This window comes from Pseudomonadota bacterium (genome assembly GCA_039033415.1).
Classification (GTDB): domain Bacteria; phylum Pseudomonadota; class Gammaproteobacteria; order Xanthomonadales; family SZUA-38; genus JANQOZ01.
Genome location: JBCCCR010000023.1, coordinates 75,438 through 91,901, shown reverse-complemented (window position 1 = coordinate 91,901; position 16,464 = coordinate 75,438). Strand labels below are relative to the sequence as shown.

17 protein-coding genes are annotated in these 16,464 nt (G+C 62.0%); 7 read left to right on the top strand and 10 right to left on the bottom strand.

What is annotated here, in order from left to right; genetic code table 11:
- Nucleotides 1–32: 32 nt before the first annotated feature.
- A complete protein-coding gene (locus AAF358_18355; protein ID MEM7707526.1) occupies nucleotides 33–1,832 on the bottom strand; it encodes a DUF885 domain-containing protein in 1,800 nt (599 codons plus the stop codon).
- Between the two features lie 2 nt (nucleotides 1,833–1,834).
- Nucleotides 1,835–2,752 carry a dihydrodipicolinate synthase family protein gene (locus AAF358_18350; GenBank protein MEM7707525.1) on the bottom strand — a complete coding sequence of 306 codons (918 nt, stop codon included), beginning with the start codon at nucleotides 2,750–2,752 and terminating at the stop codon, nucleotides 1,835–1,837.
- A 196-nt stretch (nucleotides 2,753–2,948) separates the two neighbouring features.
- Between AAF358_18350 and AAF358_18345 the strand changes: the two genes are divergently transcribed.
- A complete protein-coding gene (locus tag AAF358_18345) occupies nucleotides 2,949–3,860 on the top strand; it encodes a LysR substrate-binding domain-containing protein (protein ID MEM7707524.1) in 912 nt (303 codons plus the stop codon).
- A 10-nt stretch (nucleotides 3,861–3,870) separates the two neighbouring features.
- Here AAF358_18345 and AAF358_18340 read toward each other — a convergent pair whose 3' ends face one another.
- The 5 genes from AAF358_18340 to AAF358_18320 are packed head-to-tail and all read right to left on the bottom strand — an operon-like array spanning nucleotide 3,871 to nucleotide 7,820.
- Nucleotides 3,871–5,355: an FAD-dependent oxidoreductase gene (locus tag AAF358_18340; GenBank protein ID MEM7707523.1), complete on the bottom strand. Its 1,485-nt coding sequence runs from the start codon at nucleotides 5,353–5,355 to the stop codon at nucleotides 3,871–3,873.
- Nucleotides 5,345–5,671 (bottom strand): (2Fe-2S)-binding protein, encoded by a 327-nt coding sequence (locus AAF358_18335; GenBank protein MEM7707522.1) that lies wholly within the window; start codon nucleotides 5,669–5,671, stop codon nucleotides 5,345–5,347. The genes AAF358_18340 and AAF358_18335 overlap by 11 nt, the downstream gene beginning before the upstream one ends.
- A 2-nt stretch (nucleotides 5,672–5,673) precedes the next feature.
- Nucleotides 5,674–6,873, bottom strand: coding sequence for an FAD-dependent oxidoreductase (locus AAF358_18330; GenBank protein MEM7707521.1), 1,200 nt, complete (start codon nucleotides 6,871–6,873; stop codon nucleotides 5,674–5,676).
- Nucleotides 6,874–6,920: 47 nt separating this feature from the next.
- Entirely contained in the window at nucleotides 6,921–7,325 is a 405-nt protein-coding gene (locus tag AAF358_18325; GenBank protein ID MEM7707520.1) for a RidA family protein, read from the bottom strand.
- Between the two features lie 9 nt (nucleotides 7,326–7,334).
- On the bottom strand, nucleotides 7,335–7,820 hold the full coding sequence (locus AAF358_18320; GenBank protein MEM7707519.1) for a VOC family protein: 486 nt from the start codon (nucleotides 7,818–7,820) through the stop codon (nucleotides 7,335–7,337).
- Nucleotides 7,821–8,009: 189 nt separating this feature from the next.
- Here AAF358_18320 and AAF358_18315 point away from each other — a divergent pair, with 189 nt between their 5' ends.
- The gene (locus AAF358_18315; GenBank protein MEM7707518.1) at nucleotides 8,010–9,329 is read left to right on the top strand and encodes a divalent metal cation transporter; all 1,320 of its coding nucleotides are present in this window, start codon (nucleotides 8,010–8,012) and stop codon (nucleotides 9,327–9,329) included.
- A 206-nt stretch (nucleotides 9,330–9,535) separates the two neighbouring features.
- On the opposite strand, the gene AAF358_18310 is transcribed toward AAF358_18315, so the two are convergent.
- Nucleotides 9,536–10,066 carry a DUF4399 domain-containing protein gene (locus tag AAF358_18310; protein ID MEM7707517.1) on the bottom strand — a complete coding sequence of 177 codons (531 nt, stop codon included), beginning with the start codon at nucleotides 10,064–10,066 and terminating at the stop codon, nucleotides 9,536–9,538.
- 92 nt (nucleotides 10,067–10,158) lie between these two features.
- Between AAF358_18310 and AAF358_18305 the strand changes: the two genes are divergently transcribed.
- The 4 genes from AAF358_18305 to AAF358_18290 are packed head-to-tail and all read left to right on the top strand — an operon-like array spanning nucleotide 10,159 to nucleotide 13,530.
- Nucleotides 10,159–10,434, top strand: a complete 276-nt coding sequence (locus AAF358_18305; GenBank protein MEM7707516.1) for a hypothetical protein — start codon at nucleotides 10,159–10,161, stop codon at nucleotides 10,432–10,434.
- 1 nt (nucleotide 10,435) lies between these two features.
- Nucleotides 10,436–10,678, top strand: a complete 243-nt coding sequence (locus AAF358_18300; GenBank protein ID MEM7707515.1) for a hypothetical protein — start codon at nucleotides 10,436–10,438, stop codon at nucleotides 10,676–10,678.
- Nucleotides 10,678–12,141 carry a sodium:solute symporter family protein gene (locus tag AAF358_18295; GenBank protein ID MEM7707514.1) on the top strand — a complete coding sequence of 488 codons (1,464 nt, stop codon included), beginning with the start codon at nucleotides 10,678–10,680 and terminating at the stop codon, nucleotides 12,139–12,141. The genes AAF358_18300 and AAF358_18295 overlap by 1 nt, the downstream gene beginning before the upstream one ends.
- Nucleotides 12,142–12,201: 60 nt before the next feature.
- Entirely contained in the window at nucleotides 12,202–13,530 is a 1,329-nt protein-coding gene (locus tag AAF358_18290; protein MEM7707513.1) for a serine hydrolase domain-containing protein, read from the top strand.
- Nucleotides 13,531–13,557: 27 nt separating this feature from the next.
- Here the strand turns inward: AAF358_18290 and AAF358_18285 are convergent, their stop codons facing one another.
- The gene (locus AAF358_18285; protein MEM7707512.1) at nucleotides 13,558–13,983 is read right to left on the bottom strand and encodes an SRPBCC family protein; all 426 of its coding nucleotides are present in this window, start codon (nucleotides 13,981–13,983) and stop codon (nucleotides 13,558–13,560) included.
- 143 nt (nucleotides 13,984–14,126) lie between these two features.
- Here AAF358_18285 and AAF358_18280 point away from each other — a divergent pair, with 143 nt between their 5' ends.
- A complete protein-coding gene (locus AAF358_18280; protein MEM7707511.1) occupies nucleotides 14,127–14,960 on the top strand; it encodes an HAD family hydrolase in 834 nt (277 codons plus the stop codon).
- Here the strand turns inward: AAF358_18280 and AAF358_18275 are convergent.
- The gene (locus AAF358_18275; GenBank protein MEM7707510.1) at nucleotides 14,947–16,416 is read right to left on the bottom strand and encodes a phospholipase D-like domain-containing protein; all 1,470 of its coding nucleotides are present in this window, start codon (nucleotides 16,414–16,416) and stop codon (nucleotides 14,947–14,949) included. The genes AAF358_18280 and AAF358_18275 overlap by 14 nt on opposite strands.
- Nucleotides 16,417–16,464: the final 48 nt, after the last annotated feature.

Here is a 16,464-nt window from a genome sequence, read left to right as displayed (position 1 = left end):
CAATTGGGAACTGCCTGGTGGTCAGTTTGGGTTTAAGGTCCATCAGCCTGCGCTGACGGTGGCTCGTCCCTGGCCAGAAGCGACTCGCGAACCAGAACTGGCGGAATGGATCCAATCCTCAGCAGCGCGTCATAAAATTCGGAAGGCGGGTCAGGCTCGCCGTAGCGGGCGATCCAGTCTGCGCGAATGTCGATGATTTCCTGCATGCCAATCAGGTAGCCCAGCACGAACGTGGGCCGTTCGGTGTACATGCCAACTTCCAGCTCGGCCGCATAGCGTTCGAAGCGCACCTTTTCGACCAGGAAATCCACCGCTTCGTCGAAGGTCATGCGACCCGTGTGGAGGCTCACGTCGAGGATCACCCGCGCCGCTCGCCAAAGCCTGTTGCGCAGCTGTGTCAGGCGAACATCATCTCCCTGAAGAAAGCCAAGCTCGTACATAAGCTCTTCGGTAAACAGGCCCCAGCCCTCCGCGAAGATCGATTCGCCCACAACTTTGCGCAGGAGCCGAGGGTTTTCTCGGGTCTTAAGCGCGTCGGTGTGATGGCCCGGATACGCCTCATGGACAGCGATTACCGGTATCCAGGCGTTGTGGTGTGAACGTACCCGCTCAGCCTGCTGGCTCTCGGACATCCAGCCCTCGATCGGCGTTAGCAGCAGCTTGCCTTCGAGGTCGGTGCCGAAACGATCTACCGACTGAAACGTGCCAAAGGGAGAGGAACGTCGCATGGCCGGCGGCGTGTCGAGCGTGACAACCCGCTCCCCATCCGGCAGGGTGACGATCTGGTTTTCGCGGATAAATACCTGAGCCTCGTCGATCGATGCTTGATAAGCCGCCTTGATCCCGTCAATCGGCGGGTGATCGTCCTTCAGGGTCTCGTAAACCTCGGCCCAGTGTTTGCCAGGCTCGATACGGTTTGCGACCTGCTGTGCCAGTGCTTCCGTCTCGGCGAAGCCAGACTGGCCGCGCGCCAAAATGTCGTCGGCGTCGAGATCAAAGAACCAGCGATTTTTCAGGATATAGTCGTAGTGATTCTTGCCGACCGCCCACGATCCGTTCGCAGCGGGCAACAGCTCTGTCTCAAGGTACGCCTGGAAGCTTTCCAGGGCCTCGATGGCTTCCCTGAGTGCATCGTTAAACGCATCCACCCCAGCCGGAGCGTCAGTGGCCAGGGTCGAAGCGTCTTCGGTCAGGCTCTTGATGGTGCCTGCGGTCTTGAAGATGGCGCTTTCGGTGAACCGCTGCGGCGGATTTTTGAGGTTGATCCTCGCCTGTCTGACGTGTTCGGGTATGTCGGCCAATACGGCCGCAAGCGCCTCGGCTCGTTCGGCCGGAGACTGAATCGACTCGGGCTCCAGCAGCCGGCCCACCTGGCCCGCGGGTACATAAATCGATGGGTCGATTTCCCAGAGCCGCCGATCGCTCGCCGCGAAAGCGTCGGTATCGAGCATCCCGATCAGCACTCGCTGGTCGATGCTAGCCTCAAAACTTAACCCCGCTGGATCGACCGCCCGGACTGCGGCCAGGAGCGTGCGCATTTCGTCGATCTCCGCTTCGAAGGCCTCAGCGGTCACGGGCCGCAGCCCAATCTCCTGGTCGCTGTCGGACTGGCTCTCGACAAATTGTTCGATCAGCGTATCCAGCTGCGACATTGCGTCGGTTGCCGTCGGTGCCGCGAGCTCCGTCTGTGCGGATGCCGGCATTTGCTCGGCGCTGTCCTGCCGGCTACACCCGGTGCCGGCAAACGTGGCCGCGGTCAGCAGCGCCAGCGACACTCGGTATGGAATGACGGCGACTCGTCGGAAGATTGATAGGACGGGAGTGATCATCATGTCTACAGCCTCCCAAGGTCTGCGAGCGTTTCTCGTACGCGGGCGGTGTGTTCATCGGACAGCGGCAGAATCGGCCGGCGTGGACAGCCGCCGGGAAGGCCTTGCAGATTCAGGGCGGTTTTGAAAACGGCCTGGGCCGATCCGAACTTCGCCGTGTAGTCGATGTTGAACCAGTCACTCATGATCCGAGCGTCCTGGGCAGCGGCGGCCAGGCCGCGCTCGCGATCACCGGCCCACAGCGCGTTGAAGAAATCGGGCTGAGCGCTGCCGAGAACGCCGGCGGCACCCATGGTCCCGTCAGCCTCGTTGTCCAGCACGAGCTGAGCACCGTCCTGGTTCATTGGAATACCAAAGATTCGAACCTGGTCGCGCAGGGCTCGCATCACGTCGAGAAAATGATCGCGATCGCCGGTTGAGTTCTTAATTGCGACCACCTTGTCGAGCTGCGCCAGTGCTCGAAGAGTGGCTTTGCTCAGATCCAGGTTGGTACCCGGCGGCCAGTTGTAGACACAGATGGGTAGCGGCGAGCGCCGATTGATGTCCTCGTAGAAGGCGATCACCTCCCGCTCGCAGGGGCGAACGTAGGGTGGCGGCGTGACCAGGATGCCCTCAAAGCCGCAGCGAGCCGCCGTGTCGGCGTTGGCCAGCACCTTGTCTGCGGTGAAAGCGTTGCAGCCCGCGATGAGCGGCATCTCCCCGTTGAGAACCTCACCGACGCAGCCGAAAAGCTGCGCTCGCTCGCCGCTGTCCATGCTGAACCACTCGCCGGTTGTGCCGGCGACAATGAGCCCGTGCATCCCCTCCTGAGCGAGCCACTCCAGAAGACGTTTTAGCGCGTTCAGGTCGAGCGCACCGTCTTCGTCGAACGGTGTGGTGATCGCCGGCAGGTAGCCGCGCCAAGAAACGGAGTTTCGATCCACTGTTGAGAGTCAGCCCTTTGTAACGGTCGGATAGCTAGGGATTTTTTGCTCAGCGCTTAACATGTTTATTGATCGTTCTTCAGGCTACGAGCGGTTGAATGATCTATCAATAACAAGTTATATTGAAATCTGTTGCGATTAGCGCAACACGCAGGCTCGCCGGTCGCGCGAGCCCAACAGATTCCAGGTAGGCGGCATGTCTCGACTTCACGACAACCGATTGAGATCACTGGCCGAGGCGGTGCGCGGCGGCACCATGCGAGCCGCCAGCGAAAACCTGAACGTGGCGCCTTCCTCGATTAGCCGTCAGATCGCTCAGCTTGAGGAGGAGCTGGGCGCGCCGCTCATCGAACGCAACCGCAGCCCGCTCAAGCTGACCGAAGCGGGTGAGCTGGCGCTGCGTTATTACCGCGAGTTCACGATGCAGCAGGAGGCATTTGTGTCGCAGATCCGCGATCTGAATCACCTCAAGGGCGGTACGGTGAAGATCGCGGTGGGCGAGGCGTTGATTGGCGATCTGCTGTCCAACGTGCTGGACCGATTCATGGCGCAGTATCCGGATATTCATTTGGTCGTCCGCACCGGAGGAACGGCGGAGGTGGTCGGACTGGTGCAGGAAGACGAGGCCCACATGGGCATGGTGTTCCAGCCGGAGCCGGACGCAAAAATCCGGGTTCGCGCGTCCTCGGATCAGCCAATCAAGGTCATTGCGAGCCCAGGTCATGCAATCAGCAAGCGCTCCAGCGTCACGCTCCAGGACCTCGTGGACGAGCGCATCGCCATGCCGGAATCCGCCTTTCGGATCAGCCAGGTCCTGAGCGAGGTGGAGGCTCAGGAGCACGTGTTTTTTCAGCCGGTCCTCGAGAGCAATTCACTGATGGTTCTGAAGGAGTTTGCCCGCTCCGGCAACGGGATCACCCTCCTGCCGGGCATTGCCGCCCACACCGAGGTCGCTGAGGGTCGTCTGACCGCGGTGCTTATCGACCACCCGGCGCTGATGCACACGAGCGCCAGCGTCATCACTCGCCTGGGTCGGCAGCTGCCGGTGGCAGCCGTCCGTCTTCTGCAAAAGATTGAGGCCACTATGCCGTTTCTCCCGGCAGCTTGACGTTCGAAGGTCAGTCCGTGGACATGTTGTCCTGCGATCGCCCCAGCTCGATCAGCTGATCGATTCCAACCGGCTTGCTCGGAAAGCGGGCGGTGAACTCGCCGACCGCGTCCTCCGGTATCCCGCGGTGGCGCGCGATTAGTCGGGTGAGCGCAGCATGGCAGTAGCGACCCTGGCATAGCCCCATGCCCGTCCGGGACAGGAGCTTGGCGGCGTTGGCGGTGCGGATATGAGGATTGGCCGTCAGCATCGTCTCCACATCGCCAACGGTCACCTCCTCACATTTACACAAGGTGACGGAAGCTTTCATCAGGCTATCGAGCAGCGCCTGGCCCGGCCAGGCGAGACGGTTGAGCAGGTCGGCAAAGCCCCGGGCCTTTTTCAGCCGTCGCTGCACGGAACCGGCCAAAGACTGCGCCCGCTGGGGCGGCAGTTTTCCGAGGCTGGCCATGATGTGATAGCCGGCGACCTCACCCTCGAGCGCCGCTACCTCAGCACCGGACACCCCCGTGATCTCGCCGGCCACGTACAGGCCGTCAATCGAGCTGCACTGCTCGGCGCTGGCTTCAGCGATGAGTCCACCCCGGCTTGCGTGCCAGCGCGACCTCGCGCCGGCCATTCGGGCAAGCTCGGAGGAGGCCAGAAAGCTGAAACAGACGCCCAGTCGATCACACGCTATGGGTTTCGACTGCGTTGCGCGGACGGTACCATCACGCGCAACCGGCGCTACGGTCACGCTTTCCAGCTTTTCCGCACCATTGGCGGACACCAGGGTCTGACTAAACTCCACCGGGACACCGGCCTTCTTCAGGCGCCCGATGATCTCCGCGGTTTGCCAGAGTTTGTCGCGGTTGGCGAGCATTACTCCAGGGTGAGCCAGCAACGCGAGGGCCCTGGCACGGCTCTGCGAAAACAGCACCCCTGCAACCTCACCGCCGGCCTGAAGAATCTGGTCTGCGATGATCAGCTGCAGCGGGTGACTGCCGACAAACAGAAACCGATTGCCGGGAACAAACTGCTGGCTTTTGATAAACGCCTGAATGCCGCCGCCGGCCATCACGCCAGGCAGATTCCAGCCCGGAAACATCACGGGCATGTCAAAACAGCCCGGTGCCAGCAGGACCGTTTCGGCCTCGAGCGTGGTGAGCGAATCCTGGTCGCCGATCGGATAACGGTCCAGGATCACCTCAAAACCGCGGTCCGGCATTTCCCGTCGAAGCAAACCGGCGACGCTTGTACGCAGATGCCAACTTACGTTCGTCAGGGATTCCGCCCGCTCGAGCAGCGTTTTCCCGGCCTCATAGGTTGGCCCGCCAAGCCAGTTGCGGACGCCAAACTCCCGCGGCGGCTGTCGCAGATACTGCCCGCCGGCGGCCGGCTGCTCATCGATGACGGTAACGCTCGCGCCGTGTTCCGCCGCGACGACGGCAGCAGCCATGCCGGCCGGGCCCGCGCCGACAATCGCCAGTTCGGTCTCTGCGCCCCTAGCCGTCATGTTCCTCGCCAGTGGATTGGCGGGAGACGCCCGTCAGCACCACCATGCCTGCCTGCGCGGGCACCATGCATGCGCGCTGCCAGCGAAAGCGTGTGCCTGGCGCCGGCGCGACGCGCACCTGGCATTCAAAGCAGGTGCCCATGTTGCAGTAAGCAGATCGCGGCTGCTGACCGCCGGTTCGATTGAAGGTAAGCGTATCGCTCGCGAGCACGGCGGTTGCCAGCGTTTCCCCGGCGCAAACCCGGATGCGCCGGCCATCGACCGTCAGCTCCAGGTTCTCGCCGCGGGTGATGTCGGTAGAGCTGCTGCGCGGCATGTCTAGGCCCCCATAAAAGCGTTCAGCCCCTGGAATCTGTTGGGGCTGTAGGGGTCGAGCGGAAAGGAGGACCTCTGGGTCAGGATCTCTTCGCTCAGCAGCTGTGCGTAGGTGGGTCCATAGGTAAACCCTGAGCCGCCGGCGGCCACGTAGAATCCCGGCGCCAGGCTCACCTCACCGATAATCGGCAGCTGATCGGCGGTGATCGCCGTCATGCCGGTCCAGCTCCGGAGCAGGCGCAGCGACTTGACGACGGGCACCACGTCGCCTGCCGTCTGCAGGTTGCCGATCACCGAGTCCAGCGACAGCTCCGGTGGGGAGGTGCTGGACCAGGTTCCGGCGCTCTGGCGAAGGCGGGCTGTCCAGCCGCCGCCGATCAGCAGATTGCCGGCGTGCGTTTGTTTCAAAGACAGCTTCCGCCCGACATGCTGCACCAGATGGGGCAGCAGCGGATCGACCTTTTCGGTGCAGTTCATCAGTAACGCCACGGGGAACAGCGGCAGGTGCAGATTTGCCAGCGCGGCAATCGCCGGCGCGCTTACCCCCGCCGTGTTAACCACGGCGTTCGCGCTCAAGGTTTCCGTAGCCCCGCGGTCTGCCGTCCGGTTGAAACCCAGCCACCAGACGCCGTTTTTGCGGCGAATCGTATTGACCAACGCGCCGCTGATCAGTCGTGCGCCATGACGACCCGCAGCGGCGGCGTAAGCCGGCGTCAGAAGTCGGGGATTGCAGTGACCCTCCACCTCACAGTAGAGCGCCGCCAGCACCGAGTCGGAGAGGTAGGGTGCCCGTCGACGCGCCTCGGGTCCGTCGAGCAGCTCGACTTCCAGGCCCTGACTCTGTTCGATCTCAGCCTTACGCTCGAGCAGCGCGACCTGCTCCGCCGTTTCGGCGACCATGATGCCGCCATTCATGTGCAGCTCGGTTTCACAGCCGACCTCGTCGTCGATGTGACGCCATTGGTCGATGGCGATCCGTGTCAGGCCAACATAGTGTTCGAGCTCGCGGCGCTGGCCGTCGATGTCCTGCAGAAGGCGATGTTCTAGCTGAAAGTGCAGCGATCCGGCGTTCTGACCGGACGCGCCCTGGTTGAGCTGGCCCCGTTCGAGCAAGGCGACGCTGGCGCCGCCTTTGGCCAGATGCATGGCGCAGGCGCAGCCGATCAGGCCGCCGCCAATGACCGCAACGTCAACGTCGGTCATCGATCCGTGACCGCCGGGGCCCGAGCCAACCTGCTTCGCGAGTGAACTTACGCGACGACCGCGGTCGCCTCGATTTCGACGAGAAAGCCTGGCAGCGCGAGCGACTGAACGCCGATCCACGTGTTGGCGGCCGGGACGATATCGCCATAAAACTCGCCCAGCGCTGCGCCGATTGGATCGATCATCTCCGGGCTGTGATTGACCACGTAGGTGCGGATTCGCACAACGTCCGCGGGACCCGCACCGGATGCCGCCAGCACCTCCTTGAGGTTGCTGAGCGCCTGACGAGCCTGGGCGCCGACGTCACCCTCGCCGACGAGGTTGTAGTCCTTGTCCCAGCCCACCTGGCCAGCGCAGTGAATGGTGGTGCCCCCGGTGGACTTTACGGCGTGAGAAAAGCCGTACTGAACGCTGCCGTAGAGCGACTCGGGATTGATGGCTTCGCGTGTCATCTTGTTCTCCTAACTGTACTGGACGAGTTCGAGCTGATGACCGAAGGGATCCAGCACATAGTACGACCGGCTGTCGGGACAGGGCGCTCCGGCCATGTCGATGGACCCCGCCATCGGGGTGCAGCCATTTTCGGTCAAAAAGGCCACCGACTCATCCAGATTCTCCACCTCGATGCAGAGATGGCGGCTGCCGATATCGCAGTTGCGTGGCGGAGCATTGGCCGCGTCGTCCGGCTTGTCATAGCGAAACAGCTCCATGCCCAGGCCGCAAGGCATCTTCAGCATCGCGATGCTAAGCCGGGCACCCGGCACGTTGATATGAGCTTCGGTCCAGTCTCTCCCGTCATCCATCACGGGTGATTCGGCGGCGTCGAAGGGGCCCATTTCGTACGCAAGCTCGGCGCCGAATATCTTTGTATAGAAATCGATGGCGGGCTGAAGCTCAGCAACCGTCAGAGACACATGATCGATACGTTTAAAGGACAGTGATGTCATCGTAGTCATCCTTTCATGAAAAAAACGTCCGCACCGTATGTTTACAGACACGTCGATTCGGCAACATGACGTGAGCTGTTTCATTTTGTTGCTTTCCGCGCAATTGCGGTGTCCGGCACCGGGTGAGCCTGTAGACTCGTGCGGTTCTTTAGCCGGACCCGAAGCCGCCGCGACCATGTTCCATCCTTCATGAACGCAATCTACCGGCTGTTCCAGGGCCTTGTCGGTCCAGCCGCCGTTATTGCGGCCGGCACGATGGGGGCCGGTGCGGTGGCTTCCCTGATTCTGGCAGGCGCCTGGTTTCGCTACGAACTGCTGTGGGTCGTTCTGTTCATGCTGCCACTGTTCGTGGTGGCCGTCGACTCCTCGTCGCGCATTGGCAGCGTCAATCGCGGCGTGGGGATGATGACGCTGGTGCGCCGGCAGCTTCACCCGACGGTCGCTTGGCTCTTTCTGCTGATCAACGTTCCGATACACGTGCTGGTCGCCATGGGGCAGTTCTCGGTCATGACGTCAGCTTTTCTGTCGCTCTTTGGCATGCACCCACCGGGTGCTGATGCTGCTCCTAGCGTGCTGGCCCGATATCAGCAGTTCGAATGGGGCGGTTGCGTTGGACTTGCGCTGCTGCTGCTGTGGCTGGTGCTGTCGCAGGGTTACGATCGTCTACAGAAAACCATGACGGGGTTCATGGTGCTGATGTTTTTCTGCTTTTTGCTCATCGCCCTGCGCAGTTTCAGCGAGTTCGGCGACATAGTGGTGGGTCTTGTTCCCACGATCCCTGATGACTTGCCCGTTGGCGAGAGTGATCGGGTCCGCATGAGCACCAGCTCCATCATCGCCATCGTGGGAGCCGCCATCGCTCCCGGCGCATTGCTCGCAATTCCGTACCTGAGCTCCGACGCCGGCGGCAGCGCGACAACCTTAAAGGCCGACCTGCGAAAGTCGGTGCTCAACCTTGGCGTGATTTTCGGCGCCTACGCCATGTTCATCCTGATTGCCGGTGGCTTTGCGCTCTACCCGCTGGCCGATCACGCTCAAATTGAGACCGTAAACGCGGCGGGCCAGGTTCTGACCCAGGCCTTCCCGGCGGTCCTTGGCTTTATGGGGCCTCCGATTTTCACGTTTGGTCTGTTTATCGCGGCAATGACTACGCTCGTGATTTGCGTACAGGTGGTGATCTATCTCACCCTGGATATGCTCGATAAGGACTGGTCGTACACGCCACAGAATAAGCTCTATCGCCGGCTGGTTGTGGTGGTGACTCTTGCGTCAGCGATCCTGGCGCCGGTCTGGGACTTTCCGGCGCTGCTCAAGGTGGTGCTTCTAATGGGAGTGAACGTGCTGGTGATCCCGATGGTGATCATCGCCATGATGATCCTGCTGAATCGAAAGGCCGTGATGGGTGAACACACGGCCAGCGGCTGGCGCAACGGGATTTTACTGGCTTGCCTGGTGGTGTCGGTGGTGTTGGCAGCCGTCAAGCTGCCCGACTATCTGGCAATGCTGTAGCACGATCCAAGCCGCGGCGTAGGCCCGGAAACCCGTCTCGTCTGGAGTGGTCCACCACGCGACGCTGGCCAATGCCTGGGGAAAAGACTCAGCCGGCGGAGACCTGGTAGTCGGCGCGACTGCCAGGGTCATTCAACGCCGGCTTAACTCGAATCCTTAACCCCGATGGCGTTCGGTGCTGCTGGCGGGAATGCATCCAAAGCCGCTTACTGTACGCTTATCGTCACTACCTCCGAATAGACGGGCGGGTCATGCGGAATATGCAGGTAGTCTCCAAACAGCAGCCGAAGTTCGTGCTGGCCGGGTTCCAGCTCGACGGTTGCTTCCGTCTGTGCGCCCCCAAAGTGCCGGTAATTGTCCGAGGCCGGAATCGGCTTATCGAGGTCGGGCAGCGGTGCGTCGATGATCAGGTGATGGTGCCCGCTGCCCGGTGCATCGTTACCGGCGGCAATGACCTGGATGTTTTCTGCCCCAAAAACGATCTTCACCGGTGACGAAACGACGGCGCCGTCGGCCGGCTCGACGATAAACGCGCGGGCTCCCTCCGGCGCCGGTGTCCGTGGCAGGGCTGTTGGCGTGGTTTCCTCGGGCGCCGGGGCCGAGGCCTGAGCCGACGCGTCGTTCTCGTTCGCCGGGGCCGCAGTCTCAGCGGGCGCGTCACCGCCACCGGAATCTCCGCAGCCGGAAATCAGGAGCGCAAGTAAGGCGGCAGCCGCTACGGTCATGTTTCGTTTCATCGTCACGGACAGATTCCTATGATTTGCTAACACGCCCAAGGTTACGACTATCGCGGCCCTACTCCAACACTCAGGATTACATTTACCCTATCATGGCCGCCATGAGTGAGCAGGTGTCCGCGGGGCGGGGGCTTTTTCGAGAGCTTTCCCGTCGCCAGGTCTTTCGCACGGCGGCCCTTTACATCGCAGGCGCCGCGAAAGACGTCGTCGAGTTTCTGCGCGAAGCGATGGTCCAACCCAACCGCGAGCATTCGTTCATGGAGCCGAAGCTGCCATTCTACGACGGCGCCCGGAAGCATCCGGCATTCGTCCAGCTCGTAGAGGACATCGAGGGCACAGACTTGCGCGCAGCGCCTCGGGCCCAGTGACATGAAGAATCGCGGACTTGGTTTTGGTCCCCGAGCGATGGCCGCCGTTGCGCTGCTGCTTTTGACCGTCCCATGGTGGCCAGGATTGAATGGCGAAGTTGCCGGTATACCCGCCTGGGCAGCGTTCTCGCTGCTGGCATCGGTGGTCTACGCTGTTGTCGTTGGATGGCTGCTGCAGCGCCACTGGAACGATGGCGGTGACGATGAACCCAGTCCGGTCGTCGATCGGTCAGACCGGCCCTGATGCTCGGCACTTCCGGCCAGGCATTTCTGCTGGGCTATCTTGCATCGCTGCTGCTGATCGGCTGGCTGGGCCGACGGGCGCGTCGCGATAACAGTCTGGAAGACTTCTATCTCGCCGGGCGCGGCCTGGGCCTGCCCACGCTCTTTTTCAGCCTGTACGCCACCCAATACAGCGGCAACGCGCTGGTCGGTTATCCGGCCAACGCCTATCGCCAGGGCTTTACCTTTTTCAGCGCCATCACCTTTATGCTCGGTATCGTCGGCGTTTATTGGCTCTTCGCACCGCGCCTGCAGCGCCTCTCGACGCATCGTCGCTACCTCACGCCCGGTGATCTGATTCGCGACCGGTATGGTCATAAGGCGCTGCTGGCGACGCTGAACGTCGTTTTTGTGGTGGTTCTGGCGAGCTATATCCTGGCAAACCTCAAGGCCGTGGGTCAGGTGCTTTACGCCGTCACCGACGGGAACGTCAGCCTTGCCGGCGCCATCTGGATGGCGGCCTTGATCATGGTGATCTACGAGTCACTCGGCGGCATGCGGTCGGTCGCTTGGACTGACGCGATTCAGGGACTACTGCTCCTGCTTGGCTGCATCACCTTTTTCGTGGCGATTAATATGCACTACGACGGCGTGCCCCGGCTGCTGGAGCTGCTAAAGGAACAGCGGCCGGAGTTTTGGGAGCCACCCGATGCCACCAGGCTTGCCGGTTATGCCAGCATCATACTGGTGGTGGCCTTCGGCGCCGCGGTCTATCCGCAGGCATTGCAGCGGATTTTTTCGGCGAAAAGCCCGGCAGTCCTGCGTCGCTCGCTCCAGCTGATGCTGGTCATGCCCCTGCTCACGATCACCCTGGTGCTCGCTATCGGCCTGACCGGAGCGGCCGTCCTTCCTGGCCTCGACCGGGCCGCCAGCGAGGGCATTACGCTGGCGCTGCTGGCGGATCTGATCGAAGCGGTGCCGACGCTGCGCTGGCTGTTTGTCATGTTTCTGGCGGCGGCGCTGGCCGCCATCATGTCGACGATCGATTCAGCGCTTCTAGCGCTGTCTTCGCTGTTTACGCAGGACTTTTACCGACGCTGGCGACCCGGAGCGTCCGAGGCCCAGCTGACGCTGACGGGCAAGGTTTTTTCTTGGCTGGTGATGGCCGCTATGGCCACGCTGGCCATCCACCTGCCGCAGACCATCTGGCAGCTGACGGTGGTCAAGCTGGAGGTGCTCTGCCAGGCGGCACCCGCCATCCTTGGCGCGGTTCAGCGGCATCCGCCAAGCGGCGGCGCGGTGCTCCGCGGCCTGGCGACAGGGCTCGCGGTGGTGCTGTTGCTCCGGGTTTCATCCGGCGTCGGCTGGCTGGCGAGCGATTCCCCGCTGGGGGTTGAGTCGGGCGCGTGGGGGCTGATGGCCAACGTCGCGATTGTCTGGCTTGCAGGTCGCCGGCTGCAGGCCGCGTCACCCAGCGCCGGGTGAGGTAGGATGCGACGATCTGCCCGGTCAGTTGCCGGGTCTTATCGGCGAAAGGCACAACCCATGACGTCCACTCTGACCCACCGCACGACCAGACCTACTAAGCCTGAACGAAACCTGCCTCGCTTATGGTTGTGGGCTGCCCTGGCCACGCTGAGCGTGACGATTGTCGGCGGGAGCGTCGCGCTTGCGGAGTCTTTTGGGCGAATGCCCGCGGCTGACGCCGGCCTTTCGGGAGCCGGACTCGAGGCGCTGAGCGACTCCATTCAAGGCTATGTTGATCGAGGGGAGCTGGGCGGCGGTGTGGCGCTGGTTGCCCGGCGCGGCAAGGTGGCCTACCTGGAGTCATTCGGCTTTCGAGACCGGGAGGCTGGCGCGGCTATGAAAGAAGACGATATTTTTCGGATTGCCTCCCAAACCAAGGCGCTGGTTTCTGTCGCGATCATGATGCTCCAGGAGCGCGGTGCGTTGGTCATCGCCGATCCGCTGTACAAATACTTGCCGGAGTTTCGTACAACAACCGTTGCGGTGACAAGAGAAAGCGGTGGCTACGACGTGGTCCCGGCAAGCCGGCCAATCACGCTGCGCGATCTGCTCACCCACCATTCCGGCATCGGTTACGGCGTAGGGCCGGCAGCCGATCGATGGCAGAAGGCCGGTATCGTGGGCTGGTACTTTGCCGACCGCGAAGAGCCGATCCGCGAGACTGTCGCCAAGATGGCGTCCCTGCCGTTCGACGCGCAGCCGGGTGAGCGACTGGTCTACGGTTACTCCACCGATATTCTTGGCGTTGTCGTGGAAGAAGTCAGCGGCATGAGCCTGGACGCGTTTCTTAGGTCGCAGATTCTTGAGCCGCTCGAGATGAATGACACCCATTTTTATCTGCCCAAAGAAAAGGCCGACAGACTGACCGTGGTGTATTCCGCGCAGGAGGGCGGAGGCATTGAGCGGGCCTCTGACGCCGGGCAGGGTGCCTATCTCAACGGACCGCGCAAGAGCTTCTCCGGCGGTGCCGGGCTGCTGTCCACCGCCGGTGACTATGGCCGCTTTCTGCAGATGCTGCTCAACGGCGGAGAGCTCGACGGCGCACGGATCCTGAGCCGTAAATCCGTTGAGCTGATGACAACCAGCCACTACCCCTGGACGGGGGCGCTTTTCGCCGGCGACGGGCGAGGCTTTGGTCTGGGCTTCTGGGTGGTGGAAGACGTTGGCGCGCGAGGGGTGCCTGGGTCCGTCGGCGAGTACGGCTGGGGTGGCGCTTATCATTCCACCTACTGGGTGGACCCGGCGGAAGAACTGATTGTCGTGTACATCACGCAGCTGCTCCCGGCGCTGGGCCTCGACGACCAGGCCTACGTTCGAGCGATGGTCTACGGCGCGATTGTGGATTGAGCTGCCCGCCTGCGTCCGATGGTCACCTTAGCCTTCAAGGTACTGTTTCAAGGCTCCCAAAAGAAAATCCCAGACCTGTTGCTCCATCATCTGCCGAAGCTCTAGTGAGGGCAGGTTGGACTGGGTCACGGTCAGCCGCGTTTTCCCTTGGCGATCTGACGTTTCGTAGCGAATGGTGACCTCGTTGTCAGCCTGTCGGGCTGTGCCGTGGTTGTCGCTCCAATATCGATACTGAAAAACGGTGGGCGGCGTCAGGATCTCGATCACGCCATGGTCGACGAAGGGAGTGCCGTCAGCCTCGCCGAACAGCTTGATCCCACCGCCGACAGCCCAGTCTGCTTCGACGCGGGAAAGGGGGAAATACTGGGGAATCTCCTCGCTGCTGGTGAGTGCTGCAAAGACGCGGTCCTGGGGGACGGCGATGTCGATACGCTTGTCGATTGGTTGAGTCATCGCAGGCTCTGACTTGCTGCGCGCGGACTAGCCAGCATAGCGTCATTGAGCGGGTTCTGGTTCCTAAGCGATCGATTTCCGGAATCAACGCATCTCGCCGGCCTAAACACAGAATCGTCATCGCCCAACGATATACTGGAACCATGGAACTGGTGGTATTTGACCTCGACGGTACGCTGCTCAACCGCGAGTCGGTGATATCCGACTTCACGCGCGAGACGCTGCAGCTGCTGGCGAGCAGCGGCATTGCCTACACGGTTGCCACCGGCAGGACGCTACACGCCTCGCGCAGCGTGCTGGAGGGTCAGGGCTTCGGGCTGCCGCATGTGTACAAAAATGGTGTGGTGATCTGGCATCCGGACCGGTCGCATTTCAGCCATCACAACGTGCTGACGGCGGCTGAGCTCAGTCACGTCAATCAGGCCTGCATTGATCAGGGCGTGACGCCCTTTATCTTTACGCTCGAAGACGATGACGTGCATGGCGTGTACCACGCGCCGCTGCGAAGCAAGGCGGAGCAGAACCTCAAGCGTCTCTACCTTGAGGGTCGCGGGTTGACCGTAAGCCCCGTGGAAATGCTGCCGGCCGACGTGGATATCATCAACGTGTCGGCCATCGGACCGCGCCGCGCCATTGAAAACGTGGCGATGCTGGTCGCTGACGAGGATCACTTGGTGGCTTATTCGGGACCCGCTTTTGAGGGTAATGATCTTTACTGGATCGACATCCACCACAGCAACGCCAGCAAGGGTGGTGCCGTTGAGGTGCTGCGGGAGATGCTCGGCGTCGAGAAGGTTATCTGTTTCGGCGACAGCGATAACGATGTAAGCATGTTCTCCGTGGCTGACGAAAGCTACGCCCCGGCCAACGCTAAAGCTGAGCTCAAAGCGTTGGCGACGGAAGTGATCGGCCATCACGACGAAGACGGCATTGCCCAGTTTCTCCGATCGCGTTTTGCTCTGCCTAGAACGTGCTGAGCCCGCTCCACTCCATGACTCGGTAAAGGCCGCGGCGCCATGGTGACGGGTCAGCAAACTGTTCATATGGCAGGCTGAAGCGACGCCCGTCAGCGTTACTCCACTCAAGCTCGAACTGCGCCCGCACCGCGGAAAAGACTGGCAGGGTCTGCCCGCCCCGAACCACCACGTCTGTTTCCAGGTTGTAGTTGCTCAGATTTCGGCGAGTGAAGTTCGCGGAGCCTGATAGCAGCGTGCTGCCCTGCGCATGATCCAGGAGCAGCAGCTTGGCGTGACACTGCTCACCAGCGGTGCTGCACCAGCGTACGGGAATGCCCGCCTTCGCCAGCTCGTGAGCCGTTTGCCGGTTGGGAATACCGTTTTTTTCACGCCCGAAGGCGTCCCGATTGGGGTCGAGCAGCACCCGCACGTCGACGGCCCGGCGATGCGCGTCGAGCAGCGCGGCCACCACGTCTCGGTCCGCCAGGTAGAACATCATCAGCTGGACCCGATCACCGGCGGCGGCCTGACTCAACATATTGAGTATCGCGCGCTTGATCTTGCGCTCGGTCACCACCTGAACCGAAGCAGAGCCGGGTGTGGCTGGCGCTTGCAGGGCAGCAAGATCCAGCTCGATTTCGGGTGCCCCCGACAGGCGAAGCACGGCGTTTTCTGTGGTCACCAGGTCTGCCACTGCGGGGCCGGTAAAGCGTATCGCGGCGTTGCGGTGCGCGCTGCTGCCGTCATGAGGGTTGGCGGAGGACACGAGCGCAACAGCCGAGTCGCCAAGGTCGGCCGCGATGACCTTCCGATGGTTGGCTTTGAAGTTCAGGAGCTTGAGATAGCTACGCAGGGACACGCGGCCGGGGCCAAGCGGATTGGCGACCGTTTCCGCGCGCGTGTTGCCGAAAGGCTTGACGAGCAGCCGCCAGAAGCCGGAATAGAGCGGATTGCTGTCGCGAAGCCGATTCAGGTCGGTGGTCACCACAGGGATTCCTGCTCCGCGCAGGCGTGCCAGATAAGGTGATTCCATGCCCCCATAGAGCTCGTTGACCGGATCGGTGATAACAACCACGTTGAGCGTCGGGTGGCGACCCCGCTGTCGGATCAGCGCGCTGGTGATCTCCTCGGACAGGGGGCGGGTGAGCTCAGGTATCTCGCCCTGAAAATCGTTGAACAGGAACATGTCCAGCAACACGAAGTGTGTTGCCTGATCGATGATCTTGAGCACCTCGCCAAAGATGGTCTGTTCCACCTGGCGGTCACCCGCTTGATCGATCCAGCTGGTGTCGGCCAGAAACGTGACGCTGGTGGCGGGACGGAGCGGCCCCTCAAAATCAGTGCCTGGCGGCATGGGCTTGAGATTGTGATAAGCCCCCAGCGCTAGCGAGAGCGCAATGATAATCAGACATAGCGCACCGATCGCCCACATAGCGCGCGGTCGGTTTCGCTTCGCCGGCTCGGGTCGCTCGTTCACTGGGTATCCATGGCTTGAGCCTCTACGGCCTGGTCATCGCCACCCAAC

What these genes read in the sequence shown, in the direction of transcription:
- AAF358_18355 (MEM7707526.1), bottom strand. Translation starts at nt 1,832, where the DNA reads ATGATGATCACTCCCGTCCTATCAATCTTCCGACGAGTCGCCGTCATT.
- AAF358_18345 (MEM7707524.1), top strand. Translation starts at nt 2,949, where the DNA reads ATGTCTCGACTTCACGACAACCGATTGAGATCACTGGCCGAGGCGGTG.
- AAF358_18340 (MEM7707523.1), bottom strand. Translation starts at nt 5,355, where the DNA reads ATGACGGCTAGGGGCGCAGAGACCGAACTGGCGATTGTCGGCGCGGGC.
- AAF358_18335 (MEM7707522.1), bottom strand. Translation starts at nt 5,671, where the DNA reads ATGCCGCGCAGCAGCTCTACCGACATCACCCGCGGCGAGAACCTGGAG.
- AAF358_18330 (MEM7707521.1), bottom strand. Translation starts at nt 6,873, where the DNA reads ATGACCGACGTTGACGTTGCGGTCATTGGCGGCGGCCTGATCGGCTGC.
- AAF358_18325 (MEM7707520.1), bottom strand. Translation starts at nt 7,325, where the DNA reads ATGACACGCGAAGCCATCAATCCCGAGTCGCTCTACGGCAGCGTTCAG.
- AAF358_18320 (MEM7707519.1), bottom strand. Translation starts at nt 7,820, where the DNA reads ATGACATCACTGTCCTTTAAACGTATCGATCATGTGTCTCTGACGGTT.
- AAF358_18315 (MEM7707518.1), top strand. Translation starts at nt 8,010, where the DNA reads ATGAACGCAATCTACCGGCTGTTCCAGGGCCTTGTCGGTCCAGCCGCC.
- AAF358_18310 (MEM7707517.1), bottom strand. Translation starts at nt 10,066, where the DNA reads ATGAAACGAAACATGACCGTAGCGGCTGCCGCCTTACTTGCGCTCCTG.
- AAF358_18305 (MEM7707516.1), top strand. Translation starts at nt 10,159, where the DNA reads ATGGCCGCCATGAGTGAGCAGGTGTCCGCGGGGCGGGGGCTTTTTCGA.
- AAF358_18300 (MEM7707515.1), top strand. Translation starts at nt 10,436, where the DNA reads ATGAAGAATCGCGGACTTGGTTTTGGTCCCCGAGCGATGGCCGCCGTT.
- AAF358_18295 (MEM7707514.1), top strand. Translation starts at nt 10,678, where the DNA reads ATGCTCGGCACTTCCGGCCAGGCATTTCTGCTGGGCTATCTTGCATCG.
- AAF358_18290 (MEM7707513.1), top strand. Translation starts at nt 12,202, where the DNA reads ATGACGTCCACTCTGACCCACCGCACGACCAGACCTACTAAGCCTGAA.
- AAF358_18285 (MEM7707512.1), bottom strand. Translation starts at nt 13,983, where the DNA reads ATGACTCAACCAATCGACAAGCGTATCGACATCGCCGTCCCCCAGGAC.
- AAF358_18280 (MEM7707511.1), top strand. Translation starts at nt 14,127, where the DNA reads ATGGAACTGGTGGTATTTGACCTCGACGGTACGCTGCTCAACCGCGAG.